This window comes from Pseudothauera nasutitermitis, assembly GCF_004801295.1.
GTDB classification, from domain to species: domain Bacteria; phylum Pseudomonadota; class Gammaproteobacteria; order Burkholderiales; family Rhodocyclaceae; genus Pseudothauera; species Pseudothauera nasutitermitis.
In genome coordinates this window covers 148,835-172,738 of sequence record NZ_SSOC01000004.1, presented here as the reverse complement: position 1 = coordinate 172,738, position 23,904 = coordinate 148,835, and the positions used below count along the sequence as shown (strand labels likewise).

Sequence of the window (23,904 nt, the reverse complement as noted above, 5' to 3'; positions counted from 1 at the left end):
CGTTCAGTCGGGCGCGGCTTCCACCCGGTTGCGCCCCAGGCTCTTGGCCTGCAGCAGCGCCTGGTCGGCGGCCTCGGTGAGCGCCGAGGCGCTGTCCTGGGCGGGATAGCCGGCTACCCCGGCGCTGAAGGTGGCGTACAGCACACCGCACGGATGGGTGTGCGGCAGCGCGGCGAAATCACTGCGGATGCGGTCGAAGACCGCCTGTGCGAGCAGGACGTCGGTACCCGGCAGGGCAACGATGAACTCTTCGCCGCCATAGCGGCCGATCAGGTCGCCTTCGCGCAGGCGCGCCTTGAGCAGCCAGGCCAGCCCGCGGATGACCTGGTCGCCCACCGGATGGCCGTAGGTGTCGTTGACCGACTTGAAATGGTCGATGTCGAGCATGGCCACGGTGAACCGCCCTTCGTAGCCGGCGGCCTCCACCAGCGCCTTCAGCCTCGCCTTGGCGGCGGAATGGTTGAGCAGGCCGGTGAGTCCATCCACCTGCGTGGAACGCTGCATCTCCCGGAAGCGGGCGATCTTGGTCTTCACCACGGCGGCCAGCAGCACCGGGTTGAAGGGTTTGATGAGGAACTGGTCGCCGCCCAGGCGCAGCGCCTCGACCTGCATGCCGATGTTGGACTCGCCCGACAGATAGACGATGGGCAGGGTGTGATAGGCCGACATCTGGCGCAGCACCCGGGTGGCCTCCACGCCGTTGAAGCGCGGCATGTACATGTCCATCAGGATCAGGTCGGGACGGTAGTCCTTCAGGGTGTCGAGCAGGGTGCCGGGGTCGGCGATGGCGTGGCTGTCGATGCCGTGCTCGGCCAGCGTACGGCGGATCAGCGTCGCGGCCACGCGCGAATCCTCCACCACCAGCACGCGGTACTTGTCCTGTTCCTCGGTCTGGATCAGGTCGAGAATGCGATTGACCACCATGGCCGGCTGCTCGTCGGCCGGTACCGCCACATCGATCCCCGCGCGCATCAGCGCGACGATGGGCTCGATGAAGGCCGCCACGCCCAGGTAGAACAACTGGCTGGCAGGGCATGCGGCGCGGAACACAGCGATCTGGCGCAGGGCCTCGGCATCGACTTCGGCCCGCGCGCGCGCCGGAACGAACAGCACGGCCAGCGGCAGCTCCGTGTCCTCGGGCACGTTGTGCCAATCCACCCGGGTGATCTTGAAGCCGAAGAAGCGCAGTTGGCGGCTGAGGCCGTCGGCCACCTCGTCGTCCGCGGCGGCGCTGACGATCCACACCTCGCGTGGCTTCACCCACTCGCCGTCGCGCACCGGCACGCCCTCGGTCTGGCGGCGCACCGGCACCGAACCGTTGCGCGAGGTACTCACCGAGCCGAACAGCGCATCGAGCTGGCGCTGCAGCGAGGCCACCGCCTGCGGGCCCAGCGGGTGCGCGGACGGATCGCCGATATGGGGCAGCACGGCGTTCTCCAGTCCTTCGCACAAGCGCGTCAGGCCGGGCAGGCGCAGACGGGCGAAATGCTCGACCAGACTGTTGAGCGCCACGGCGAACTCGACGAACTGCTCCAGCTGTCCGCCGGCAACGTATTGTTCCCAGCGCTCGCGCAGGGCGTGCAGACGGTCGTCGAAGTGGGAAAGAGGCTGGGTGTTCATCAAAAAGCGGTCTCGCACAGCCACTGATTATGTGGCATCGACGTGCGGTGCACAACCATGCGGCGCAGCAATACCCGCCGCGGACCGCTTCAATCGGGCAGCTCCCCAGTGATTGCGCGGCTCTGGCGGTCGATGAAATCCTGGGTCGGATCGACGCCGCGCAGTTTCAGGATGGTGGAGCGCACGGCCGCTTCCAGCAGCACCGCCAGGTTGCGCCCGGCGGCCACCGGCAGCACCACGCGCGGAATCTGCACGCCCAGCACGCCCTGCGCCTCCTGCTGCAGCGGCAGGCGGGTGGGATCGTCCTGGCCCGGCTGGCGGCGCTCCAGGTGGCACACCAGGCGCAGGCGCATCTTCCGCCGGCAGGCGGTCTCGCCGAAGATGGTGCGGATGTTGAGCAGGCCCAGGCCGCGCACTTCGATGAAATCCTGCAGCAGTTCCGGGCAGCGCCCCTCGAGCACGGTGGGCGCGATGCGGGCAAATTCCACCACGTCGTCGGCCACCAGGCCGTGCCCGCGCGAGATCAGTTCCAGCGCAAGTTCGGACTTGCCTGCGCCCGAACTGCCGGTGATGAACACGCCCAGTCCGAGCACGTCCATGAACACGCCGTGCAGCGACACCGTTTCCGCCAGTTCGCGGGCCAGATACTGGCGCAGCTGGTCGACCACCCCGGCGGAGGCCTGCGGCGTGGTGAACAACGCCACGCCGAAGTTCTCGCACAGGCCGTGGAGCAAGCCGGGGATTTCGCTGCCGTCGGCGACCACGATGGCGGGCGGGCGGGCGGCAAGGATTTCGTTGAGGTGGTGGGCGATCTTGTCGCGCGACTGGCGGCGCGCCCAGGCCAGTTCCGCGGCACCGAGGATCTGCAGGCGCTGCGGATGGATCAGATTGAGATGGCCGACCAGATCGGCCGGCCAGATGCGTTCTTCGGAAACCGCGATGGCGGTCTCCAGACCGCCGCACACATGGGTCAGCTCAAGGGGCTGACCCAGACGCTCATACAGCCTCGAGACGCTCGTCTGACGCATGCGGGCCCCAATCGGCGAACAGCGCGTGGATGGCGGCCGGATCGGGTGCGTTCTGCAGGGCTTCGCGGAAGGCCCGGTCGCTGAACATCTGCGCCAGTTCGGAAAGCAGCTGCAGATGGCTTTCGTTGGCCTGCTCGGGCACCAGCAGCACGAACAGCAGGCTCACCGGCTTGCCGTCCGGGGCATCGAACTGCACCGGCGTAGCCAGGCGGAAGAACGCCCCGGCGGCCTCCTGCAGCCCCTTGATGCGGCCGTGCGGAATGGCGATACCCTGGCCCAGCCCGGTGGAGCCGAGACGCTCGCGCGAGAACAGGCTGTCGAACACCACGCTGCGCGCGATGCCCTGATTGTTCTCGAACAGCAGGCCGGCCTGCTCGAACACGCGCTTCTTGCTGCTCGCGTCGAGATCGACGACCACGTTGGAAAGGGGGAGAAGTTGGGCGATCAGACTCATTCGGTCAGGCTCCGCGCGGCGCCGGACCACCGTGCGCCGCACAGGCGGAGAACTTGGCGGCCGGGTGCCGGCTGACGGCGCGTTCTGAAAAACGCGCGCATTAAACCACACCCTAGGCCGATAGAACCAGCGAAACGATCACAGCTCGGTGCTTTGGTGCTTGAGCGCGTCGTGATGATGGTCCTGCACCTTCTGCTTGTGCTTCTGCACCTGGCGGTCCAGCTTGTCGACCATGGCGTCGATGGCCGCGTACATGTCGGCGTCGTGCGCTTCGACGAAGATGTCCTTGCCGCGCGTATGCAGGGTCACTTCGGCCTTCTGGTCCAGCTTTTCCACCGAAAGGATCACGCCGACGCTGGTGACGTTGTCGAAATGACGGATGACACGGTCCAGCTTCGAGGTCACGTATTCGCGGATGGCCGGCGTGACTTCGACGTGATGCCCGGTGATGGTGAGATTCATGATGACTCCTCTTCTTCAGTTCAGATCGTTTTGCGCATACTGACCGGCGGGATATTGAGCGATTCGCGGTATTTGGCGATGGTGCGCCGCGCGACGACGATACCCTGCTGGCCCAACAACTCGGCGATCCGGGCGTCTGACAGAGGCTTCTTCCTGTCCTCGGCATCCACCAGCTGGCGAATCAGCGCGCGAATCGCAGTGGAAGATGCCGCCCCACCGGTATCGGTGGCGACGTGGCTGCCGAAAAAATACTTCAGTTCGAACACCCCCCGGGGAGTGGCCATGAACTTCTGGGTGGTGACCCGCGACACGGTGGACTCGTGCAGTTCCAGCTGGTCCGCGATCTCGCGCAGCGTGAGCGGACGCATTGCCACCTCCCCATGATCGAAGAACTGCCGCTGCTGGTCAACGATGGCCTGGGAGACGCGCAGGATGGTGTCGAAGCGCTGCTGCACGTTCTTGATCAGCCAGCGCGCTTCCTGCAGCTGGCCGGTGAGTCCGCCGCCGGTGCCGCGGTTCTGCTGGAGGATCTGCGCGTACAGCGCATTGATGCGCAGCTTGGGCATCGCCTCCGGGTTGAGGTTGACCACCCACTGGCCGCGCAGCTTGCGCACCACCACGTCGGGGATCACGTAGCGGGTTTCCTGCGCGGCATAGCGCGAGCCCGGATGCGGATCGAGCCGGCAGATCAGCGCGTGCGCGGCGCGCAGCGCGTCGTCGTCGCAGCCGAGCAGGCGCTTGAGCTTGACGAAGTTGCGCTCGGCGAGCAGTTCGAGATGATGATCGACGATCTTCAGCGCCAGATCGCGCACGGGCTCCGCCTTCATGGCACGCAGCTGCAGGCTCAGGCATTCCACCGGCGTGCGCGCGCCGATGCCGGCGGGCTCCAGGTTCTGCACGTGGTGCAGCGCGATGATGAGGTCGTCGATGTCGAGTTCGAGTTCCTCGGACAGCAGCGGCAGCAACTCTTCCAGCGACTGGTGCAGATAGCCGTCGTCGTCGAGTGCTTCGATGACGAAGCGCACCAGCGCGCGGTCGCGGTCGGACAGCGGGGAAAGCGCGACCTGCTGGTCGAGGTGGTCGCGCAGGGAGGTTTCCGCGGCCTGGAATTCCTGGAAGTCGACGTCGTCGTCATCGTCGCGCTTGCTGCCGCTCCCGCTGGCCGCGCTGAGCCATTCGCCGGCTTCGTCGTAGCTCGACGGATCGGCTTCGGCAGCCTCCTCGCGCGGGCTTTCGGCATTTTCGCCGGAGGACTGCGTTTCAGTGCTGGAAGACGCCGACGGCGGCGCGGCGGCCGCGCCGAAATCGCTGCCGTCGCCGTCCTCGCGCTCGAGCATGGGGTTTTCCAGCAGGAAGCGCTCGATTTCCTGGTTCAGCTCGATGGTGGACAGTTGCAGCAGGCGGATCGACTGCTGCAGTTGCGGCGTCAGCGTGAGGTGCTGCGAGAGTTTGAGCTGGAGGGTGGGTTTCATGCCGTCGCTCGCCCGGGTCAGAGGCGGAAGTGCTCGCCGAGATAGACCTGGCGCACGCGCTCGTCGCTGACGATCTCGTCGGGCCGCCCACTGGCCAGTACCCGGCCCTCGCTGATGATGTAGGCGCGGTCGCAGATGCCCAGCGTCTCGCGCACGTTGTGGTCGGTGATCAGCACACCGATGCCGCGTTCCTTCAGGTAGCGGATGATCTTCTGGATGTCGAGCACGGCGATCGGGTCGACCCCGGCGAACGGTTCGTCGAGCAGGATCAGGCGCGGATCGGTGGCCAGCGCGCGGGCGATCTCGCAGCGCCGGCGCTCGCCGCCGGACAGCGACACCGCCATACTGTCGCGCAGGTGGGCAATGCCGAGTTCTTCCAGCAGATTCTCCAGGCGCTGGTCGCTGGCCTCCTCGTCGAGGCCTTGCAGTTCCAGCACCGCGCGGATGTTTTCTTCCACGCTGAGCTTGCGGAACACGCTCATTTCCTGCGGCAGGTAGGACAGCCCCATGCGCGCGCGCGCATGGATGGGCAGATGGGTCAGGCGGGCGTCGTCGAGCACGATCTCGCCGCCGTCGGCGCGCACCAGGCCGACGATCATGTAGAAGCAGGTGGTCTTGCCGGCGCCGTTGGGGCCGAGCAGGCCGACCACCTCGCCGCTGCCGACGGCAAAGCCCACGTCATGCACCACAGTGCGCGACTTGTAGCGCTTCTGCAGCCCTTCAACCTTCAGCAGACTCATCCGGGGTCTCTTTCAGCAACTTGCGGATCACCGCGACGGCAAAGCCGCGCCCTTGCAGAAAACGCGCCTGACGGGCCCATTCGCGGGCATCCCCGGGCGCCTGGCCGAACTTGGCGGCCCACACACGGCGCGCACGCTCCAGCTCGTCGTCGGCCATCTCGTCGCCGAGCGCGGCATCGATCAGCCCGGCATCCACGCCGCGGCTGGCCAGATCGTGGCGCAGGCGGGCGGTGCCGAAACGCGCCGCGCGGTTGCGCACCCAGGCCCCGGCGAAACGCGCGTCGGACTGCAGCTCCACTTCGGCAAGGCGGTCGAGCACGGCGTCGATTTCCTCCGCGCTGCCGTGCCCGGCGAGTTTCCTCGTCAGTTCCGCGCGCGAATGTTCGCGCTGCGCCAGGTGGCGCAGCGCGCGTTCACGCAGGTCCGCCCCGGCCATGGCCGTTGCTTCAGGCCTCGGCGGCCGGTTGGGCGCCGGGCGCAGGCAGTTCCTTCAGGCCCAGCGCCACGCGCACCTTGTTTTCGATTTCGCGGGCGAGCACCGGATTGGCGCGCAGGAACTCGCGCACGTTGTCCTTGCCCTGGCCGATCTTGTCGCCGTTGTAGGCGTACCAGGCGCCGGACTTCTCGACGATCTTGTGGTCGACGCCCAAGTCGATGATCTCGCCCTCACGCGACACGCCCTCGCCATACAGGATGTCGAAGCGCGCTTCGCGGAACGGCGGGGCGACCTTGTTCTTGACCACCTTGACCTTGGTTTCGGAGCCGACCACCTCTTCGCCGCGCTTGATCGTGCCGGTGCGGCGGATGTCCATGCGCACGCTGGAATAGAACTTGAGCGCGTTGCCGCCGGTGGTGGTCTCCGGGTTGCCGAACATCACGCCGATCTTCATGCGGATCTGGTTGATGAAGATCACCAGGGTGTTGGTGCGCTTGATGTTGGCGGTGAGCTTGCGCAGCGCCTGGCTCATCAGGCGGGCCTGCAGGCCGGGCAGCTGGTCGCCCATCTCGCCTTCGATTTCGGCCTTGGGGGTGAGCGCGGCGACCGAGTCGATGACCACGATGTCCACGCCGCCGGAGCGCACCAGCATGTCGGCGATTTCCAGCGCCTGCTCGCCGGTGTCGGGCTGGGAGATCAGCAGGTCGCCAATGTTCACGCCGAGTTTCTCGGCGTAGCCCACGTCCAGGGCGTGCTCGGCGTCGATGAAGGCGGCGGTGCCGCCGAGCTTCTGCATCTCGGCGACCACTTGCAGGGTCAGCGTGGTCTTGCCGGAGGATTCCGGACCGTAGATCTCCACGACCCGGCCGCGCGGCAGGCCGCCGAGGCCGAGCGCGATGTCCAGCCCGAGCGAGCCGGTGGATACGGTCTGGATGTCCTTTTCGACATTGCCGTCGCCCATGCGCATGATCGAACCCTTGCCGAACTGCTTTTCGATCTGCGAGAGCGCGGCAGCCAGGGCCTTGGCCTTGTTGTCGTCCATATGAAGTATTCCTGAGTGATTGGCGGATTATGGCACAGAGTTTGCAGGAATGCGCCCGCCGGAGGACCGCAGGCGCGCCTGCCCGCAGTCTATTGCCTGAATTTATTTACAGCAACTTTTGTAGAATGGCCGATCCGCCCGCGAGCGCGATGATTTCGCGCAGGGCGTGGATCACCGTCCGGCGCCGCACCGCCTCGCGGTCGCCGGAGAACTGCTGGGTTTCCACGCGCGGCGGCTCGCCGTACACGCCCCAGCCCAGGCACACGGTGCCCACCGGCTTGGCCGGCGTGCCGCCGTCCGGGCCGGCGATGCCGGACACCGCCACCGCCACGTCGGCACGGCTGTGCGCCAGCGCGCCGGCCACCATCTCGCGCACGGTAGCCTCGCTGACCGCGCCGTGCACTTCCAGGGTGATCGGCGCGACTTCCAGCATCTCGCACTTGGATTCGTTGGAATAGGTGACGTAGCCCCGGTCGAACCAGGCCGAGCTGCCCGCCGTGGCGGTGACCACCTCGGCGATCCAGCCGCCGGTGCACGATTCGGCGGTGACCAGCTTCCAGCCGCGCGCGCGCAACGCCTCGCCGAGCCGGCGGGAGAGTTCCATCAGTTCCGCGTCCATCAGCCCACCACGCGGATCAGCACGGCGAGCACCAGCAGGGTGTAGCCGGCGGCGATGAGGTCGTCGAACATCACCCCGAAGCCGCCTTTCAGCCGGCGGTCGGCTTGGCGGATGGGCGGCGGCTTGACGATGTCGAAGAAGCGGAACAGGGCCACCGCGCCGGCCTGCCAGAGCAGCGTGGCTGGGGTGAACAGCAGCACCAGCCAGATCGCCACCATCTCGTCCCAGACGATGGCGCCGTGGTCCGGCACGCCGAGCGCGCGGCCGGTGCGCTCGGCGGCGAGCACCCCGGCGACGAACAGGCTGACCAGAAAGGCCAGGAACACCATTTCGGACACCGGCGTGCGCAGCAGCGGGTAGAGCAGCCAGCCCACCAGCGTGCCCACCGTGCCCGGCGCCTTGGGCGACAGGCCCGCGCCGAAGCCGAGCGAGATGAAATGCGCCGGATGGCTCATCATGAAGCGGACGGTGGGCGTGGCGGGCATTTCAGCGGGCGAAGTGGTCATAGCCGGTCGTCGTGGGCGGGCGCAGGCTGCCGTCGGCATCGCGCAGCAGCAGGCCGCCCGGTTGGGCGGTAAGTTGGCCGATGCAGTGTAACGGCAGATCCAGCCGCACCGCCACGTCGGCGATGGCGGCGGAGGCGGCGGGCGGCGCGGCGAACAGCAGCTCATAGTCGTCGCCGCCGGACAGCAGGGCGGGCAGCGCCTCGTCGTGAGGGGCGCCGCAGGCCAGCAGCGGCTCCAGGGGCAGCACGGGGATATCGACGATGGCGCCGCAGCGTGACGCGGTCAGGATGTGGTTCAGGTCGCCAAGCAGGCCGTCGGAGACGTCCAGCATCGCGCTGGCCAGCCCGCGCAACGCCAGCCCCAGCGCGACCCGGGGCTGCGGGCGGTGCAGCGCCGCCAAGCAGCGCGCCCGCCCGTCCGGCGGCAGCGCCAGGCCGCCACGCAGCGCGGCCAAGCCCAGCGCGGCGCGCCCCGGCTGGCCGGAGACCCACAGCCGGTCGCCGGGCCGCGCGCCGCCGCGGGTGATGGCCTGTCCGGCCGGCACTTCGCCGATCACGGTCACCGTGAGGTTGAGCGGGCCGCGGGTGGTATCACCGCCGGCCAGATCCACGCCGAAGGCCTCGGCACAGGCGAACAGCCCGTCGGCAAAGGCCGCCAGCCAGGCATCGTCGGCCACCGGCAGCGCCAGCGCCAGAAACGCCCAGCGCGGCTCCGCCCCCATGGCCGCGAGGTCGGAGAGATTGACCGCCAGGGTCTTCCAGCCCAGGTCGGTGGGGTCGGTGTCGGGCAGGAAATGGGTGCCGGCCACCAGCATGTCGGTGGACACGGCCAACTGCATGCCGGGCCGCGGCGCCAGCAGTGCGGCGTCGTCGCCCACCGCCAGCGCGGTATGGCCGGCCGGCCGGGTGAAGTGGCGGCGGATCAGATCGAATTCACCGGGCATGACGGTCGGGGCGCCTGTTCCATGACAGTTCAAGAGCCTACCGCAGGGAGGCCCGCATCCTGAAGGTTTTTGCACAAACCGGCCGGCCCCCGGTCATGGCTGCGCGGAGGCCGCGCGGGCCGGCTCCGGAGATTTCCGCCCGCCACCGGCAAAACACATCCATGTTGACAGTCCGGCCGGTTTTCCAACTAGAATCAAACGAACGTTCGAATTAATTCCGGCCCGGCGGTAGCGCGGGTGGATTGAAAGCCGGACGAATATGGCAATGGGGCAATGTACCCCGGCGCACAGAGGAGACAAGCACATGTTCCGCAATATCCGCATCGCCACGCGGCTGGCCTTGCTGCTGGGCGTCGTATCGACAATCTCGCTGCTCATCTTCGCCCTCGGCTGGAAGGGTATGCATACCGCGGACCGCAGCCTGGAACGCGTATACAGCGACCGCACGGTGGCCCTCCAGCGCATCGCCTCGATCAGCAAGCTGCTGATCCTCAACCAGTTGTGGCTCACCGATGCGGCACTGTTCCCGATGCCGGAGAAGGTCAACGCCCACCTGGCCGCGATGGAACACAACCTCGCGCAGATCGACGCGCTGTGGGGCGAGTATGCCTCCCGGCCGCTGGGCGGGGAGGAGCAGGCGGCGGCGGACAGCTTCGCCGCCGACCGCGCGCGTTTCCTCGACCAGGGGCTGCTGCCGGCGGTGCGGGCGCTGGAGATCCGCGACTTCGATTCCCTGGAGACGGCCCTGCAATTTGCCAACGAAACGCTCTTTCCGCCACTCCAGGCCGGCATCGAGCGGCTGGAGACGATGCAGGTGGAAGGCGCGCGCGCCGAATACGAGCGCGCGCGCAACGGCTACCTGCTGGCGCGCAACACTATGTTCGTCGCGGCGGTGGCGGGCATTGGTTTCGGACTCGGCTTCGGCACCTTGCTGATCCGCGGCGTGGTCGGCGCATTCGGCGAACTGCGGGCGGTGATCACCGGCATCCACGACAGCCGCGACCTTTCGCGCCGCAGCACCCAGTCGGGGCGGGACGAACTCGGCCAGACCGCGGCCTGCTTCAATGCGCTGATGGACAGCCTGCAGGCCACCTTGCAGCGCATCCTCTCCGACGCCGGGCAGGTCGCCGACACCGCGGCCCTGGTGACGCAGGCCACCGGGCGCATTGCCGACAGTTCCGCGCACCAGTCCGAGGCGGCGCGCTCGGCGGCGGACTCGATGCAGGAGATCAGCCTCAGCATCACCGAGGTGGCGACCAATACCCGCGAGACTTCCGACCTGTCGGAGCAGTCCGCGCGGGTATCGACCCGCGGCGAGCTGACCTCGCGCGACAGCGCCGCCGAGATGGCACGCATCGCGGCCGACATGCAGAACGCGGTGGCGCGGGTGGCGGAACTGCGCCGGCGCTCCGACGAGATCGGCGGCATCGTGCAGGTGATCAACGAGATCGCCGGGCAGACCAACCTGCTCGCCCTCAACGCGGCGATCGAGGCGGCGCGCGCCGGCGAGCAGGGTCGCGGCTTCGCGGTGGTGGCCGACGAGGTGCGCAAGCTGGCCGAGCGCACCGGCGGGGCGACCGACCAGATCAAAGGCATGATCGTCGCGATCCAGGCCGATGTGGCGGCGGCGGTCGGCGACATGGAGGGTGGCTTCGCCCGGGTGAGCAAGGGCGCCGAAATCGCCGGTGAACTGGCCGGCGCGCTGGCCGGCATCAACGCGGACAGCGCCGCGATGCTCGGCCGGATCAACGCCATCGCCGCCGCCGCGCAATCCCAGAGCCAGGCCAGCGCGACGGTGAGCGAACAGGTACAGGGCATTGTCGCCGCCACCGAGGACAACCGCGCGGCGGTCGACGAAGTCGCCGCCGCGGTGCGCAGACTCGAAGAACTGGCCGGCAATCTCAAGCAGGAGGTCGGCCACTTCCGCACCGCCTGAGCGCATCACGCAATATCCATTTTTCTGTAATGGTCTTTTGCCATTCTGATCCCGCCCATCGACATCGGAGGTGCGCGGATGAATGCAAGAAACATGGCCTTGCCGGCCGGGAAGCGTTGTGCCGATTGCGGCCTGTTGCGGGCGGGCGACGCGGACGGGCTGTGCCCCCACTGCCGCCTGCGGCGCATGCTGCGTAACGGCCTGCGCCATGTGGACGACAACTACGCGGCGACCTGGGTGATGCTGGCGACGATCGCCTCGGCGCTGCTGCTGACCCTGCTGCTGGGCGGCGGCATATCGCAGAACGGGCTGGTCTGAGGGGCGCGTCCTGAAGCGCCACTTTCCTACGGGAAGGTCGCGGACGGGCTCAGTCCTCGTCATCCCCGCCGTCACGGCGCGGCACCTGGGAAGGGTCGCAGACGATCTCCCGATAGACCTCCACGCGATCACCCTGTTGCAGGGTGGCATCCAGTTTCACCAGCTTGCCGAACACGCCCACCTTCTGCGTTTCCAGATCGATCGCCGGGTACATCTCCAGCAGGCCGGAACGCTGGATGGCGTCCAGCGCGCTGGCGCCCTCCGGCACGTCGATCCGCAGCCACACCTGGCGGCTGCCGTCGGCATAGGCCACGCCCACTCTCATCGCATCGTCCTCCCCGCGTTCATGCGCCGGCGCCATCCGGCAATGCCGCCGTCCGGCGTTGTCCGCGACGCGTCTCCCAGACCCGCTTGGCAGCGATCAGGAAGCCCAGCGCGAGAAAGCCGCCGGGCGGCAGGATCATCAGCAGGAAGCCCTGGTAGTCGTCGAACAGGGTCATTTCCATGAAGCGGAAGGGCTCGCCCAGCAGCATGCTGGCGCCGGAGAACAGCGTGCCCGTGCCGAGGATCTCGCGCACCGTGCCGAGCACCACCAGCGCCAGGGTGAAACCCAGCCCCACCGCGATGCCGTCCACGATGGAAGGCAGCAGCGGATGCTTCGAGGCGAAGGCCTCGGCGCGGCCGTATACCCCGCAATTGACCGCGATCAGCGCGATGAACAGGCCGAGCACCTTGTACAGGTCGTGCAGCCAGGCGTTGAGGCTCATGTCCAGCAGGGTCACCAGACCGGCCAGGATCACCACGAACACCGGGATGCGCACGCTCGGGCTGATCCAGTTGCGCAGCAAGGCGACGACGATGTTGGACATCACCAGCACCAGCGTGGTGGCGATGCCCATGCCCAGCCCGTTGGTGGCCGACGAGGTGACCGCCAGCAGCGGGCACAGCGCCAGCATCTGGGTGAACACCATGTTCTCGGTCCACAGCCCGTTGGCGACGATGCGGCGGTAGTCGAAGGCCGGTCGGGGGGCTTGCGGCACGCCGGCGGCGGCCTGCGGTTCGGCGGTGGCGGTGCTCATTCGGACGGGCTCCCATTGGCGGCCGGCGCATCGGCCAGCATGGCGGCGCGCTGCGCGGCGTACACGTCGAGGCCGGCCTTGACGGCCTGCACCACGGCGCGCGGGGTGATGGTGGCGCCGGCGAATTGGTCGAACTCGCCGCCATCCTTCTTCACCGCCCAGCGCGCAGGGACGGGGTCTTCCAGCGACTTGCCGGCGAAGGAATGCACCCAGGGGTGGCGGGCCACCTCGATCTTGTCGCCCAGGCCGGGGGTTTCGGTATGTCCGGTGATGCGCACGCCGGTCAGCCGGCCTTCCAGATCGACGCCCATCACCAGGCGGATCGGCCCGGCGTAGCCTTTGCCGACCATCTGGAAGATCACCGCCTTCACCTCGCCCTGCCGGCGCGCCCGATGCACGGTGAGCGGGCGGCCATCCACGCCGTCGACGCGGGTGGTGTCGGCGAGCAGGTCATTGTCGTGGAAGTTCTCCGGCAGTACCTGGGCGAGCGAGGCGGCCACGTCGCGCGCCTCGGCCAGCGCGATCGCCGGACCGGCGGTGCGGTAGGCGAACGCCAGCGCCGTGGTGGCCACCAGCGCCACCGCGCCGAGCGAAACACCCTGGAACCACAGGCTGTCGAGATGCTTCGTGGATGCGCCGTCGCTCATCGCTCAGTTTCCTTTCGGCGCCGCCGGCGGCAGGCTGCGCCCGCTGCGCGTGCGGCCGAAGATGCGCGGGCGGGTGTAGTGGTCGATCAGCGGCGTGGCCGCGTTCATCAGCAGCACGGCGAAGGCCACCCCCTCCGGATAGGCCCCCCAGGTACGGATGATCCAGGTCAGCAGGCCGCAGCCCAGGCCGAACACCCACTGGCCCAGCGGCGTGGATGGCGAGGTGACGTAGTCGGTGGCGATGAAGAAGGCGCCCAGCATCACCCCGCCGGCCAGCAGATGGGCCATCGGCGGCAGGTAGCGCTCCGGCGCGAGAAAGTGCGCCAGCGCCGCCGGCAGCGCGATGCCGAGCAGGAAGGCGGCCGGGATGCGCACGCCGATGACGCGCATGAAGAGCAGGAAGATGCCGCCGCCGGCCAGCAGCAAAGCCGTGGTTTCGCCCATGCTGCCGGCGCGCACGCCGACGCTCAGTTCCAGCGGGTCATACACGCCGGTCAGGCTGGTCGATAGCGTGATGCCCTGGGTGGCCTCGTTGCGCACGTGGTCGAGCAGCGAGGCGCTGGTCATGCCGTCGGGAATCGCGCCGAAGGTGATTGCCAGCGCGCCCAGGGCGCTGGGCGCCTCGGCGCTGCCCAGCGGCACCGGCGCGAGCCACTGGGTCATCTCCACCGGGAAGGAAATCAGCAGCATCACCCGCGCGGCCATCGCCGGATTGAACAGGTTCTGCCCCAGCCCGCCAAAGGCGTGCTTGCACACCACCATGGCAAAGGCGCCGCCGATCACGCCGGCCCACCACGGCGCCCACGGCGGCAGGGACAGCGCCAGCAGCCAGCCGGTGAGCACCGCCGAGCCGTCGGCCAGCGCCGGTCCGGCCTTGCGGCCGGTCAGGCGCACGCACAGCGTCTCGGTGAACGCACAGGAGATCACGGTGACCAGCCACAGATAGATGGCCGGCCAGCCGAAGTGCCAGAAGCCGGCCAGCGTGGCGGGCAGCAGCGCCAGCATCACCAGCAGCATCACCTGGCCCACCGGGCGGGCGCCGTGGGCGTGCGGGGAGGAAACGAAAAGATTCATGCCGTGTTTTCCTCGCTGGCAGATTTCTCGGCCGCCGCCGCTGCGGCGGCGGCCTTGGCGGCGGCTTCCGCCTTGGCACGCTCGCGCTCGGCCTTGCGGCGCGCAGCGGCCTCGGCCTTTTCGCGCGCTTCGCGTTCCATGCGCGCGCTGCGCGCCTCGGCCAGTTCGCGGATGGCGTCCTGCTTGAGCTTGCTGCGCTCGCGTGCGGCCAGTTCGCCCTTGGCGTGGTTGAAGTACTGCACCAGCGGGATCTTCGACGGACAGACGAAGGCACAGGTGCCGCAGCCGATGCAGTCCTTCAGACCGAGATCCACCGAGGCGCCGAGGTCGCCGCCGCGGATGCGCGCGGCCATCTCCAGCGGCAGCAGCCCGATCGGGCAGGCGCCCACGCAGGAAGTGCAGCGGATGCACGGGCCTTCTTCCCGACGCGCGCCGGTTTCCGCCGCGCTCAGCGCCAGCACGCCGCCGGTGCCCTTGATGATCGGCAGATCCAGCGTGTTCACCGCGATGCCCATCATCGGCCCACCGATCACCAGGCGGGCCGGGGTATCGACCAGGCCGCCGCAGAATTCCACCAGCGCGGCGGCTGGCGTGCCCAGGCAGACCTCCAGGTTGCGCGGCGTGCGCAGCGCGCCGCCGGTCACCGTCACCACACGCTTGGTGAACGGCTCGCCGAAGCGGATCGCGCGGTGGATGGCCACCGCGGTGCCGACGTTGTGCACCAGCATGCCGATGTCGGCGGAACGCCCTTCCGCCGGCACCTCCAGCCCGGTGAGCCAGGAGATGAGCTGCTGCGCCGAGCCCATCGGGTAGCGGCTGGGCACCGGCACCACGCGGATGCCCTCAAGCCCGGCGGCGGCCTCGCGCAGCGCGGCGATGGCCTCCGGCTTGTTGGTTTCGACGCCGATCAGCACGCGCCCGGCGCCCACCGTATGCCGGATGATGCGCGCGCCATCGACCACCGCCGGGGCGCGCTCGCGCATCAGACGATCGTCGCACGACAGGTAGGGCTCACATTCGCCACCGTTGATGATCAGCGTGGAGATCGGCGTGCGCTGGCCCTGGCTGAGCTTGACCGCGGCCGGGAACGCCGCGCCGCCCAGGCCGACCACCCCGGCGGCGGCCACGCGGCGGGCGATCTCGGCCGGCTCCAGGGTGAAGGGATCGGCGCCGTGGAACTCGACCGCCTCGTCCAGGCCGTCCGGCGCCAGCAGGATCGCCATGCCGCTAAGCCCGGAAGGATGCGGCACCGGGACTTCGGCGATGCCGGTGACGGTGCCCGAGGTCGGCGCGTGGATCGGCGCCGAGATGGTCGCGGCGGCCTCGGCCAGCAACTGCCCGCGCAGCACACGCTGGCCGACCGCGACCACCGGGCGCGCCGGCGCGCCGACGTGCTGGGACAGTGGCAGGGTGAGTAGGGCGGGCAGCGGGATGGCGGTGATCTCGGTGCCCGCGGCCGGGTACTTGTGCCCTTCCGGATGTGCCCCCCAGCGCTTCAGCAGGCGGGAGAGGCGGACGAACAGCGGCGTGTCGGGTGCGCCCATGGTGCTCTCCTCACGCCCCCGCGCCGGCGCCGGCCAGCACGCTTTCCGGCGACGGGGTGGCGGCCGGCCTGGGCCATACCCAGGTCTGCAGGGTCACCGGCACCGGGGTCAGCATGATCGCGCCGGTCGGGCAGGTGTTCTCGCATTTCGCGCAGCCGGTGCAGGCTTCGCGGATCACCACATGGATCTGCTTGGCGGCGCCGAGCACCGCGTCGGTCGGGCAGACCTTGAAGCACTTGGTACAGCCGATGCAGATTTCCTCCTGCACGCCGGCGATGCGCGGCAGTTCCTCGGCCACCGCCGAGGCGTCGAGCGACACCCCCAGGCGGGCGGCCAGGGTTTCGGCCAGCGCCTTGCCGCCCGGCGGACAGCAGGTGACCGCAGCCTCGCCCCTGGCCAGTGCGGCGGCTGCGCCGGCACAGCCGGGATAGCCGCACTGCCCGCAGTTGCTGCCCGGCATCAGGGCCTGCAGTTCGGCTTCGATGCCGCCGGACTCGACACGGAACTTGCGCGCCGCCAGCCCCAGGACCAGGCCGAGGGACACGCCGAGCAGCGAGAGACTGAGGATGGCGCCCAACATCGTACGTACCTCCGTGTCAGTGATTGGTGAGGCCGGCAAAGCCCATGAAGGCCAGCGCCAGCAGCCCGGCGGTGATGAAGCCGATCGGCGCGCCGGAAAAGGCCGCCGGCACGCGTGCCAGGGCCAGGCGTTCGCGCAGGCCGGCGAACAGGATCAGCGCGATGGTGAAACCCACGCCGGAACCGAACGCGTACAGCACGCTGGGGACGAAGCCCGCGCCCTCCTGCGCGTTGAGCAGGGCGATGCCGAGCACCGCGCAGTTGGTGGTGATCAACGGCAGGTACAGGCCGAGCACCTGGTGCAGTTCCGGGGTGTTCTTCTTCATCACCAGCTCGACGAACTGCACCGTGGCGGCGATCACCAGGATGAAACCGAGGATGCGCAGATAGCCCAGCCCCAGCGGCGCCAGCAGCTCGTGTTCCAGCACCCAGGTCAGCGCGCTGGTCAGCACCAGCACGAAGGTGGTGGCCAGGCTCATGCCCAGCGCGCTGTCGATCTTGCGCGACACGCCCATGAAGGGGCACAGGCCGAGGAACTTCACCAGCACCACGTTGTTGACCAGCGCAGTACCCAGCAGGACCATCAACCACTCGTTCATCGCCTCGTTCTCCTAGCACACGGCCTGATGCGAGCAGAACGCGTGCCATCCCGGAAACGATGCGTAAGTGGATGATTTATCGGCACTGAGCGGATCGCCCGGCGCACGTTTGCTGTACTTCTTGCGCCATCGCCGTGGCGTATTGTCGCGATTGCGACAAGCCCCCGGCGGACGATTCCCCGGCCCGCCGGGGCGCTTCCCGCCGGGCTGCCGTGGCACATGGCTTGCTTGAAAAAAGCGCCATCATCGCGAGAGTTCCGCCATGGCCACACCCGCCCCCAGCGCCGCCCCCGTGTCCCGCGCCATTCCGGAACACATCACCGACGCCTTGTTCCATCACGCGGTGGACCAGTCGGCCATCGCCATCTCGATCACCGACGCGCGGGCCACCGTGCTCTATGTCAATCGGGCGTTCTGCGCGATCACCGGCTACGCCGCCGAGGAGGTGGTCGGGCGCAACCAGTCGCTGCTGTCCTACAAATCCACCCCCAAGACGGTGTATCAGGAACTGTGGCAGGCGCTCACCGACGGCCGCTCGTGGACCGGCCGCCTGCTCAACCGCCGCAAGGACGGCAGCCCCTACGTGGCCGAGCTCACCGTCACCCCGCTGAGCGCGCAGGGCGAGGGCGAACCGCACTACCTGGGCATGCACTGGGACGCCACCGATGAGCACCGCCTGTCGCAGCAGCTCACCAACCACAAGCAACTGATCGAATCGGTGATCTCGGTGGCCCCGGTGGCGGTCGCGCTGCTCAACAGCGACGGCCGGGTGGTGCTCGACAACCCCGCCTACCGGCGCATCGCCAGCGAACTGGGCGGGGGCGAACCCGCCCACGCGGTGATGGGCGCGCTGCAGCACAGCCTGGGCGAAGCCTTCCATCACGCCGTCACCCACCGCCGCGCGCTGTCCGGCCACGAACTGCGCTTCGAGCGCCCCGGCGGCGAGGCGCGCTGGTACGCCTGTTCGCTGGCCTGGTTCGAGGAGCGCTCCACGCTGCCCGATGCCTTCTACGGCGACGACCGCAGCGACTACCAGTTGCTGGTCATGCACGACATCAGTGCATCCAAGCGCCAGGAAGAGGCGCTGCGCCTGGCGGCGATGCGCGCCATGCTCTCCGAGGGAGAATTCAACCAGAGTCTGCGCGAGACCCTGGCCGGCGCCGTCTTCCAGCTGCAGCGCCCGGTCAACCTGATCGCCGCCGCCGCCGCGCTGCAGAAGCGCCGCTGCGGCCCCGGCGCCGTGTGCGACCCGCTCGCCAGGGTGCTGGCCGATGCGCAGGCCGCCGGCGAGCAGGCCATCGCCACCCTGCAGGCGGCCATGCCGCCGGAACCCCACGAACCCGCCGGCCCGGTCAACCTTAACGAGGTCCTGCGCGACGTGCTGATGCTGGAAACCGACGCCCTGCTGTCGGCCGGCGTGACTGTCGACTGGCACCCGGCCCACGTGCTGCCCTCGGTGCAGGGCGACCCGGCGGCGCTGCGCAATCTGTTCCGCCAGCTCATCGGCAACGCCATCGAGGCCATGAACGTGCGCGGCTGGCGCGAACGCGCACTGTTTCTGCGCACCGCCGCGCACGGCGGCCAGGTGGAAGCCGAGATCGTCGACACCGGCCCGGGCATCCCCGAGGCACTGCGCCTGAAGATCTTCGAACCCTTCTTCTCCACCAAGCCCTCGCGCGGCGGCGCGCGCGGCGTCGGTCTGGCGCTCGCCCAGGAGATCGTCAGCCGCCATCGCGGCGTGCTGGAAATCGACCCCCGCCACACCGGCGGCTGTCGCCTGCTGGTCAGCTTCCCGGCCTCGCGCGGCGGCGCGGCCGCGCCGGAGGGCCACGGATGAATTCGCCCATCCCCGCCGACGCCGGCGAGCAGCGCGTGACTTGGCTGGAATCCGCGCTCGAGTCGCTGTATCGCGTCAGCCGCGTGCTGTCGCGCACGCTCGAACTGCGCGAAACGCTGGTCGAAGTGCTGCGCGTGCTCGACGAGGAATGCGGCTTCAACCGCGCCCTGGTCACCCTCACCGAACCGGATGGCGAAGCCATGGCCATCTCCGCGCTGCACGGGGTGGATGCCTCCTGTACGCCCGATCTCCGCTGGCGTGCCGGAGAAGGCGTGATCGGCCTGGTATTGCAGCGCGGGCGCGCGCAGGTGCTCGAACGCCTTGCCGACGATGCGCGCTATCTCGCCCAGCGCGGGTTGTTCGATGGCGAGGCGTCGTTCATCGCCGTGCCGATCCGCGTCGGCCACGAAACCCTCGGCGTGCTCGCCCTGCAGCCGCCCGCCGCCGCGCGCGACCGCCTGGAGGACGATGCCCATCTCGCCGAGATGGTCGCCAACCTGATCGGCCAGACCGTGCGCCTGGCCCTGCAGGTGCGCCAGGAGCGCCGCGACCTCGCCGAGGAGCGCGACACCCTGCGGCGCACCGTGCGCAACCGCTACGGCTTCGACAACGTGGTCGGCCACACGCCGAAGATGAAGCAGGTCTTCGAGCAGGTACGCCAGGTCGCCAAGTGGAACACCACCGTGCTGGTACGCGGCGAAACCGGCACCGGCAAGGAACTCATCGCCCAGGCCATCCACTACAATTCGCCGCGCGCCGCCGGCCCCTTCGTCAAGCTCAACTGCGCGGCGCTGCCGGAGAACCTGCTCGAATCCGAACTGTTCGGCCACGAAAAAGGCGCATTCACCGGCGCGCTCACCCAGCGCAAGGGCCGCTTCGAGATGGCCGACGGCGGCACCCTGTTCCTCGACGAGATCGGCGAGATCTCCGCCTCCTTCCAGGCCAAGCTGCTGCGCGTGCTGCAGGAAGGCGAACTGGAGCGCGTGGGCGGCGCACGCACGCTGAAGGTGGACGTGCGCGTGATCGCCGCCACCAACCGCGACCTGGAAGCCGAGGTCGAGCAGGGCAGGTTCCGCGAGGACTTGTACTACCGCCTCAACGTCATGCCCATCCCGCTGCCGCCGCTGCGCGAACGCGTGGAGGACATCCCGGAGATCGCCCGCCACCTGGTGGACAAGATCGCCGCCCTGCAGGGCCGCCCGCTCACCATCACCGACAGCGCGCTGCGCGTGCTGCTGCACCACACCTGGCCGGGCAACGTGCGCGAACTGGAAAACTGCATCGAGCGCGCCGCGGTGATGAGCGAGGACGGCGCCATCGACCGCGACCTGATCCTCATCTCCGGCATCGAGGAGCGCGTCACCCCACTGCACGGCGGCGGCGCGATCAACCTGGACGATCCCGATCTGGACGAGCGCGAGCGCGTCATCGCCGCGCTCGAACAAGCCGGCTGGGTGCAGGCCAAGGCGGCGCGCCTGCTCAACATGACCCCTCGGCAGATCGCCTACCGCATCCAGACGCTCAACATCAAGGTGCGACAGATTTAAATCGGGTAGCAATCAGGTAATATTTCCGCGCAGACGCCGTATTCAACGGCGCTTCACCGTTTCTCCAACGCGCAACCCCACTGGTGAACCCGATGAACCTGATTCGCAAATACCACGCATTCCCCGCACTCCTGCTCTCCGCCGTCCTGGGCGCCTGTATCCCGCCCGCAGCCGCCCAAGACTTCGAAGTGGTTCTCAAACATGGCCGCAACGGTGGCGACGACTACGAACGCACCGGCCTGGGCCTGCGTCTCAATCCTGTGTGGACCCACCAGTGGGAAAGCTGGGACGCCACGCTGCGCCCGGAGGTGGAACTCAGCCAGCTCCGCTATACCGGCTCGCACCCCGGCAACGACCGGCTCAGCCAGGCCGGCGCCATCGGCCTGCTGCGCGTGCAGAAACGCGAGGGCGGCATCCGCCCCTACGCGGAGGTCGGCCTGGGCGCCGCGCTGTTCAGCGGCGACCGCCTGGGACACCGGGACATCTCCAGTCACTTCCAGTTCTCCCAGCACCTGGGGCTGGGGCTGGAATTCACCGGCGGCTGGGACCTCGGCCTGCAGTACTCGCACTACTCCAATGCCGACATCAAGAAGCCCAACGACGGCCTCGACCTGTACCAGATCCTGCTCGGCAAGCGCTTCTAGCACACCGCAGGCACCTGCCGACGCCTTTGCTCCGGCGCGCGTGCCTGCGCCGCCATCCTGTTTCCACATGTTCACCCTACGCGGCCTCGCCATGCATCCTCATTCCGGTGGACAGGCCTTCCGCGCCGCGCCGTTTCCCCTGCAAGCCGCGCCATTGCACACCGCGCAGCCTTGCAGACGGACATCCGCGGGCACCGCCAGGCGCTGCCCGCGGACGTAAACCGCCGATACAAAGCCGCTCCACCCTCGCGCACCCTTTCTGCGATCTTCGGTCTGTATCCACAGGAGCGGCCGTGCCACGGCGCGCCTGTACCCAGCCCAGGAACGAGGAGGTACGCACCATGAACATCCGACGACTGATTCCCGCAGCGGCCGTCATCCTTGCGCTGAGCGGCTGCGCGACCTGGGACGGCATGTCCTCGCGTGAAAAAAGCGCCGTGATCGGCGCGGGCGTCGGCGGCGTGGCCGGCGCGGTGATCACCGACGGCGGTGTGCTCGGCACCGTGGGCGGCGCGGCGATCGGCGGCGTGATCGGCGACCAGGTCGGCAAGCAGCGCAAATGAATAAGCCGGAGAAGGCGCAGCACGGCCGGCGGCCGTGCGCCGCCGGTTGTGTCGAGGTGTAAGGCGGCCTGCCATCCCCGATGCGGCGAGGGCACAATTCTTTCCAGCATCCCGCCTCGACATGAATCATGCACCCCGACCCCGACGGAGACTCCGACATGCTCAACAAGAACACGATCGCCGCCTTCATGGTCGCCAGCGCCGCCTTTTTCTCGACCCCCCTCGCCGCCGCCGACCGTCCGCCCGCCGACGCCCGTCCGCTGTCGGAAATCGTCGCCGCGCTGGAGCGCCAGGGCTATGGTCCGATCGTCGAAGTGGACTTCGACGACGGCCGCTGGGAGATCGAAGCCTACCGCCAGGGCCGCAAGTTCGACCTGCGCGTCGATCCGCACAGCGGCGCCTTGCTCTCCGAACGCGCGGACGACTGAGCCGGGCGACATCGATGCACAACGGCGGGCAGGTCCCGCCGTTTTCTTTGCGGCCGGGACAATGCTTCGCCTTCCGCAGCGCACGGAGACGGCACGGCGCGGACTCCCACGGCTTGTTGGGTGTGCCACAAAGGTCCACCGGACGTACGGTGAAATGTCCGACAATGTGCGCCCGCGCCTCACACGAATCCATATGAATCAATGAGTTGAATCGTTCCCGCGGCTGGCATGCGGCTTGCGACGCCATGGCATCAGCGCTCGCAAGGGGAACGACGATGGAACTGCCGGTCATCCACAATGCCGCGCCGGCCGCGGCCGGCGGCGGGGGCTGTAGTTCGGGTGGCTGCGGCAGCGCGCCGGACGCGCTGGCGCATCTGCCCGAGCACATCCGCGCCAGGGTGCAGGACCACCCCTGCTATTCGGAAGAGGCGCACCACCACTTCGCCCGCATGCACGTCGCGGTGGCGCCGGCCTGCAACATCCAGTGCCACTACTGCAACCGCAAGTACGACTGCTCCAACGAGTCACGCCCAGGCGTGGTGTCCGAACTGCTGACCCCGGAACAGGCCGTGCGCAAGACCCTGGCGGTGGCCGCCGCCATTCCGCAGATGAGCGTGCTGGGCATCGCCGGCCCCGGCGACCCGCTGGCCAACCCGGAGCGCACCTTCGCCACCTTCCGCATGCTTTCCGAGCAGGCGCCGGACATCAAGCTGTGCGTGTCCACCAACGGCCTGGCGCTGCCGGAATGCGTCGACGAACTGGCCAGACACAACATCGACCACGTCACCATCACGATCAACTGCGTCGATCCGGAGATCGGCGCGCGCATCTATCCGTGGATCTTCTGGAACCACCGCCGCATGCGCGGCGTGGAAGCCGCGCGCATCCTCGTCGAACAGCAGCAGAAAGGCCTGGAGATGCTCACCGCGCGCGGCATCCTGGTGAAGGTCAACTCGGTGATGATCCCCGGCATCAACGACGAGCACCTCAAGGAAGTCTCCAAGGTGGTCAAGGCCAAGGGAGCCTTTCTGCACAACGTCATGCCGCTGATCGCCGAGGCCGAACACGGCACCTACTTCGGCCTCACCGGCCAGCGCGAGCCCACCGCCGCCGAGCTCGAAACCCTGCAGGAAGCCTGTGCCGGCGACATGGCGATGATGCGCCACTGCCGCCAGTGCCGCGCCGACGCGGTGGGCATGCTGGGCGAGGATCGCGGCGCGGAATTCACCCTCGACAAGATCGACGCGCTGGAAGTCGACTACGCCTCGGCGATGGTCGAGCGCGCCAAGGTGCATGAACGCATCAACGCCGAGCTGGAACGGAAGCGCCAGCTGCGCGCCGCGCCGCGCTTCCAGCCCGGACTGGTGATCAGTGAAACGCCGCCCCCCGCACTGCGCAAGGTGCGCATGGCGGTGGCCACCAAGGGCAGCGGGCTGATCAACGAGCACTTCGGCCACGCCCACGAATTCCTGGTGTACGAAGTCGGCGCGGACAGCGCGCGTTTCCTTGGCCATCGCAAATGCACGCCCTACTGCATGGGCGACACCTCCTGCGGCGACGGCGAAAGCGTGCTCGCCGGCATCCTCCGTTCGCTCGAAGGCGTGGAAGTGCTGCTCGCCAGCAAGATCGGCTTCGAACCCTGGGGCGAGCTGGAAAAGGCCGGCATCCAGCCCAATGGCGAACACGCCATGGAAGCCATCGACGATGCGCTGCGCGCGGTGTACGACGAGATGGCCGCGGCCGGCAAGCTGGCCGCGGCGCCCGCCGGCGCGCGCGCGGCGGCCTGA

At 68.6% G+C, this 23,904-nt stretch carries 26 protein-coding genes; 8 read left to right on the top strand and 18 right to left on the bottom strand.

Translation table 11 applies throughout. The features are described 5' to 3' along the window. Window positions 1–3 precede the first annotated feature (3 nt). From E6C76_RS22270 to thiL, 11 genes are all read right to left on the bottom strand, one after another. The gene (locus E6C76_RS22270) at window positions 4–1,620 is read right to left on the bottom strand and encodes a GGDEF domain-containing response regulator (protein ID WP_230976246.1); all 1,617 of its coding nucleotides are present in this window, start codon (window positions 1,618–1,620) and stop codon (window positions 4–6) included. A gap of 89 nt (window positions 1,621–1,709) precedes the next feature. Further along, the gene (gene hprK, locus E6C76_RS11170) at window positions 1,710–2,648 is read right to left on the bottom strand and encodes an HPr(Ser) kinase/phosphatase (RefSeq protein WP_136348333.1); all 939 of its coding nucleotides are present in this window, start codon (window positions 2,646–2,648) and stop codon (window positions 1,710–1,712) included. Then, window positions 2,617–3,102 (bottom strand): PTS IIA-like nitrogen regulatory protein PtsN, encoded by a 486-nt coding sequence (gene ptsN / locus E6C76_RS11165; protein WP_136348332.1) that lies wholly within the window; start codon window positions 3,100–3,102, stop codon window positions 2,617–2,619. The genes hprK and ptsN overlap by 32 nt, the downstream gene beginning before the upstream one ends. Window positions 3,103–3,240: 138 nt before the next feature. Next, window positions 3,241–3,564 (bottom strand): ribosome hibernation-promoting factor, HPF/YfiA family, encoded by a 324-nt coding sequence (gene hpf / locus E6C76_RS11160; RefSeq protein WP_136348331.1) that lies wholly within the window; start codon window positions 3,562–3,564, stop codon window positions 3,241–3,243. Between the two features lie 20 nt (window positions 3,565–3,584). After that, the gene (locus tag E6C76_RS11155; protein ID WP_136348330.1) at window positions 3,585–5,036 is read right to left on the bottom strand and encodes an RNA polymerase factor sigma-54; all 1,452 of its coding nucleotides are present in this window, start codon (window positions 5,034–5,036) and stop codon (window positions 3,585–3,587) included. Between the two features lie 17 nt (window positions 5,037–5,053). Beyond that, complete coding sequence (gene lptB, locus E6C76_RS11150; protein ID WP_136348329.1) at window positions 5,054–5,776, bottom strand: LPS export ABC transporter ATP-binding protein; 723 nt, start codon at window positions 5,774–5,776, stop codon at window positions 5,054–5,056. After that, entirely contained in the window at window positions 5,757–6,212 is a 456-nt protein-coding gene (gene recX, locus E6C76_RS11145) for a recombination regulator RecX (RefSeq protein ID WP_136348328.1), read from the bottom strand. Before recX ends, lptB begins: the two co-directional genes overlap by 20 nt. Window positions 6,213–6,222: 10 nt before the next feature. Next, a complete protein-coding gene (gene recA, locus E6C76_RS11140; RefSeq protein WP_136348327.1) occupies window positions 6,223–7,254 on the bottom strand; it encodes a recombinase RecA in 1,032 nt (343 codons plus the stop codon). 106 nt (window positions 7,255–7,360) lie between these two features. After that, a complete protein-coding gene (locus tag E6C76_RS11135) occupies window positions 7,361–7,876 on the bottom strand; it encodes a CinA family protein (RefSeq protein ID WP_136348326.1) in 516 nt (171 codons plus the stop codon). After that, window positions 7,873–8,379, bottom strand: coding sequence for a phosphatidylglycerophosphatase A family protein (locus E6C76_RS11130; protein ID WP_230976245.1), 507 nt, complete (start codon window positions 8,377–8,379; stop codon window positions 7,873–7,875). Before E6C76_RS11130 ends, E6C76_RS11135 begins: the two co-directional genes overlap by 4 nt. Then, window positions 8,360–9,322: a thiamine-phosphate kinase gene (gene thiL, locus E6C76_RS11125; protein WP_136348325.1), complete on the bottom strand. Its 963-nt coding sequence runs from the start codon at window positions 9,320–9,322 to the stop codon at window positions 8,360–8,362. The genes E6C76_RS11130 and thiL overlap by 20 nt, the downstream gene beginning before the upstream one ends. Before the next feature lie 304 nt (window positions 9,323–9,626). On the opposite strand from thiL, the gene E6C76_RS11120 reads away from it, so the two are divergent. Further along, a complete protein-coding gene (locus tag E6C76_RS11120; protein ID WP_168734316.1) occupies window positions 9,627–11,258 on the top strand; it encodes a methyl-accepting chemotaxis protein in 1,632 nt (543 codons plus the stop codon). 78 nt (window positions 11,259–11,336) lie between these two features. After that, window positions 11,337–11,576, top strand: a complete 240-nt coding sequence (locus E6C76_RS11115; protein WP_136348323.1) for a hypothetical protein — start codon at window positions 11,337–11,339, stop codon at window positions 11,574–11,576. 49 nt (window positions 11,577–11,625) lie between these two features. Here the strand turns inward: E6C76_RS11115 and E6C76_RS11110 are convergent, their stop codons facing one another. Genes E6C76_RS11110 through rsxA form a run of 7 tightly spaced genes read right to left on the bottom strand, consistent with a single transcriptional unit; the run spans window position 11,626 to window position 17,098 of the window. After that, complete coding sequence (locus tag E6C76_RS11110; protein ID WP_136348322.1) at window positions 11,626–11,901, bottom strand: RnfH family protein; 276 nt, start codon at window positions 11,899–11,901, stop codon at window positions 11,626–11,628. A gap of 19 nt (window positions 11,902–11,920) precedes the next feature. Next, a complete protein-coding gene (locus tag E6C76_RS11105) occupies window positions 11,921–12,655 on the bottom strand; it encodes an electron transport complex subunit E (protein WP_136348321.1) in 735 nt (244 codons plus the stop codon). Next, window positions 12,652–13,302 carry an electron transport complex subunit RsxG gene (gene rsxG / locus E6C76_RS11100; RefSeq protein WP_136348320.1) on the bottom strand — a complete coding sequence of 217 codons (651 nt, stop codon included), beginning with the start codon at window positions 13,300–13,302 and terminating at the stop codon, window positions 12,652–12,654. The genes E6C76_RS11105 and rsxG overlap by 4 nt, the downstream gene beginning before the upstream one ends. A 3-nt stretch (window positions 13,303–13,305) precedes the next feature. Next, entirely contained in the window at window positions 13,306–14,376 is a 1,071-nt protein-coding gene (locus tag E6C76_RS11095; protein ID WP_136348319.1) for an RnfABCDGE type electron transport complex subunit D, read from the bottom strand. Beyond that, entirely contained in the window at window positions 14,373–15,920 is a 1,548-nt protein-coding gene (rsxC, locus tag E6C76_RS11090) for an electron transport complex subunit RsxC (protein WP_136348318.1), read from the bottom strand. Before rsxC ends, E6C76_RS11095 begins: the two co-directional genes overlap by 4 nt. Before the next feature lie 10 nt (window positions 15,921–15,930). After that, complete coding sequence (locus E6C76_RS11085) at window positions 15,931–16,500, bottom strand: RnfABCDGE type electron transport complex subunit B (protein WP_136348317.1); 570 nt, start codon at window positions 16,498–16,500, stop codon at window positions 15,931–15,933. A gap of 16 nt (window positions 16,501–16,516) precedes the next feature. Then, a complete protein-coding gene (gene rsxA, locus E6C76_RS11080) occupies window positions 16,517–17,098 on the bottom strand; it encodes an electron transport complex subunit RsxA (protein ID WP_136348316.1) in 582 nt (193 codons plus the stop codon). A gap of 262 nt (window positions 17,099–17,360) precedes the next feature. Between rsxA and nifL the strand changes: the two genes are divergently transcribed. The 6 genes from nifL to nifB all read left to right on the top strand — a co-directional run bounded on the left by nifL (window position 17,361) and on the right by nifB (window position 23,904). Beyond that, window positions 17,361–18,935 (top strand): nitrogen fixation negative regulator NifL, encoded by a 1,575-nt coding sequence (gene nifL, locus E6C76_RS11075; protein ID WP_136348315.1) that lies wholly within the window; start codon window positions 17,361–17,363, stop codon window positions 18,933–18,935. Beyond that, window positions 18,932–20,482, top strand: a complete 1,551-nt coding sequence (gene nifA / locus E6C76_RS11070; RefSeq protein WP_136348314.1) for a nif-specific transcriptional activator NifA — start codon at window positions 18,932–18,934, stop codon at window positions 20,480–20,482. The genes nifL and nifA overlap by 4 nt, the downstream gene beginning before the upstream one ends. 92 nt (window positions 20,483–20,574) lie before the next feature. Then, window positions 20,575–21,126: an acyloxyacyl hydrolase gene (locus E6C76_RS11065; RefSeq protein WP_136348313.1), complete on the top strand. Its 552-nt coding sequence runs from the start codon at window positions 20,575–20,577 to the stop codon at window positions 21,124–21,126. Between the two features lie 341 nt (window positions 21,127–21,467). Next, a complete protein-coding gene (locus E6C76_RS11060; RefSeq protein ID WP_136348312.1) occupies window positions 21,468–21,689 on the top strand; it encodes a glycine zipper 2TM domain-containing protein in 222 nt (73 codons plus the stop codon). A 158-nt stretch (window positions 21,690–21,847) separates the two neighbouring features. Continuing rightward, complete coding sequence (locus E6C76_RS11055; protein ID WP_211090194.1) at window positions 21,848–22,117, top strand: PepSY domain-containing protein; 270 nt, start codon at window positions 21,848–21,850, stop codon at window positions 22,115–22,117. 275 nt (window positions 22,118–22,392) lie between these two features. Beyond that, a complete protein-coding gene (nifB, locus tag E6C76_RS11050) occupies window positions 22,393–23,904 on the top strand; it encodes a nitrogenase cofactor biosynthesis protein NifB (protein WP_136348311.1) in 1,512 nt (503 codons plus the stop codon).

Bases quoted from the DNA above. Each gene is read 5' to 3' on its own strand.
- recX (WP_136348328.1), bottom strand. From the start codon at position 6,212: ATGGCCGGGGCGGACCTGCGTGAACGCGCGCTGCGCCACCTGGCGCAG.
- hprK (WP_136348333.1), bottom strand. From the start codon at position 2,648: ATGCGTCAGACGAGCGTCTCGAGGCTGTATGAGCGTCTGGGTCAGCCC.
- E6C76_RS11055 (WP_211090194.1), top strand. From the start codon at position 21,848: ATGCTCAACAAGAACACGATCGCCGCCTTCATGGTCGCCAGCGCCGCC.
- nifA (WP_136348314.1), top strand. From the start codon at position 18,932: ATGAATTCGCCCATCCCCGCCGACGCCGGCGAGCAGCGCGTGACTTGG.
- E6C76_RS11065 (WP_136348313.1), top strand. From the start codon at position 20,575: ATGAACCTGATTCGCAAATACCACGCATTCCCCGCACTCCTGCTCTCC.
- thiL (WP_136348325.1), bottom strand. From the start codon at position 9,322: ATGCCCGGTGAATTCGATCTGATCCGCCGCCACTTCACCCGGCCGGCC.
- recA (WP_136348327.1), bottom strand. From the start codon at position 7,254: ATGGACGACAACAAGGCCAAGGCCCTGGCTGCCGCGCTCTCGCAGATC.
- E6C76_RS22270 (WP_230976246.1), bottom strand. From the start codon at position 1,620: ATGAACACCCAGCCTCTTTCCCACTTCGACGACCGTCTGCACGCCCTG.
- nifB (WP_136348311.1), top strand. From the start codon at position 22,393: ATGGAACTGCCGGTCATCCACAATGCCGCGCCGGCCGCGGCCGGCGGC.
- E6C76_RS11130 (WP_230976245.1), bottom strand. From the start codon at position 8,379: ATGACCACTTCGCCCGCTGAAATGCCCGCCACGCCCACCGTCCGCTTC.
- rsxA (WP_136348316.1), bottom strand. From the start codon at position 17,098: ATGAACGAGTGGTTGATGGTCCTGCTGGGTACTGCGCTGGTCAACAAC.
- rsxC (WP_136348318.1), bottom strand. From the start codon at position 15,920: ATGGGCGCACCCGACACGCCGCTGTTCGTCCGCCTCTCCCGCCTGCTG.
- hpf (WP_136348331.1), bottom strand. From the start codon at position 3,564: ATGAATCTCACCATCACCGGGCATCACGTCGAAGTCACGCCGGCCATC.
- rsxG (WP_136348320.1), bottom strand. From the start codon at position 13,302: ATGAGCGACGGCGCATCCACGAAGCATCTCGACAGCCTGTGGTTCCAG.
- nifL (WP_136348315.1), top strand. From the start codon at position 17,361: ATGGCCACACCCGCCCCCAGCGCCGCCCCCGTGTCCCGCGCCATTCCG.
- E6C76_RS11120 (WP_168734316.1), top strand. From the start codon at position 9,627: ATGTTCCGCAATATCCGCATCGCCACGCGGCTGGCCTTGCTGCTGGGC.
- E6C76_RS11105 (WP_136348321.1), bottom strand. From the start codon at position 12,655: ATGAGCACCGCCACCGCCGAACCGCAGGCCGCCGCCGGCGTGCCGCAA.
- E6C76_RS11060 (WP_136348312.1), top strand. From the start codon at position 21,468: ATGAACATCCGACGACTGATTCCCGCAGCGGCCGTCATCCTTGCGCTG.
- E6C76_RS11115 (WP_136348323.1), top strand. From the start codon at position 11,337: ATGAATGCAAGAAACATGGCCTTGCCGGCCGGGAAGCGTTGTGCCGAT.
- E6C76_RS11155 (WP_136348330.1), bottom strand. From the start codon at position 5,036: ATGAAACCCACCCTCCAGCTCAAACTCTCGCAGCACCTCACGCTGACG.
- E6C76_RS11095 (WP_136348319.1), bottom strand. From the start codon at position 14,376: ATGAATCTTTTCGTTTCCTCCCCGCACGCCCACGGCGCCCGCCCGGTG.
- E6C76_RS11085 (WP_136348317.1), bottom strand. From the start codon at position 16,500: ATGTTGGGCGCCATCCTCAGTCTCTCGCTGCTCGGCGTGTCCCTCGGC.
- ptsN (WP_136348332.1), bottom strand. From the start codon at position 3,102: ATGAGTCTGATCGCCCAACTTCTCCCCCTTTCCAACGTGGTCGTCGAT.
- lptB (WP_136348329.1), bottom strand. From the start codon at position 5,776: ATGAGTCTGCTGAAGGTTGAAGGGCTGCAGAAGCGCTACAAGTCGCGC.
- E6C76_RS11110 (WP_136348322.1), bottom strand. From the start codon at position 11,901: ATGAGAGTGGGCGTGGCCTATGCCGACGGCAGCCGCCAGGTGTGGCTG.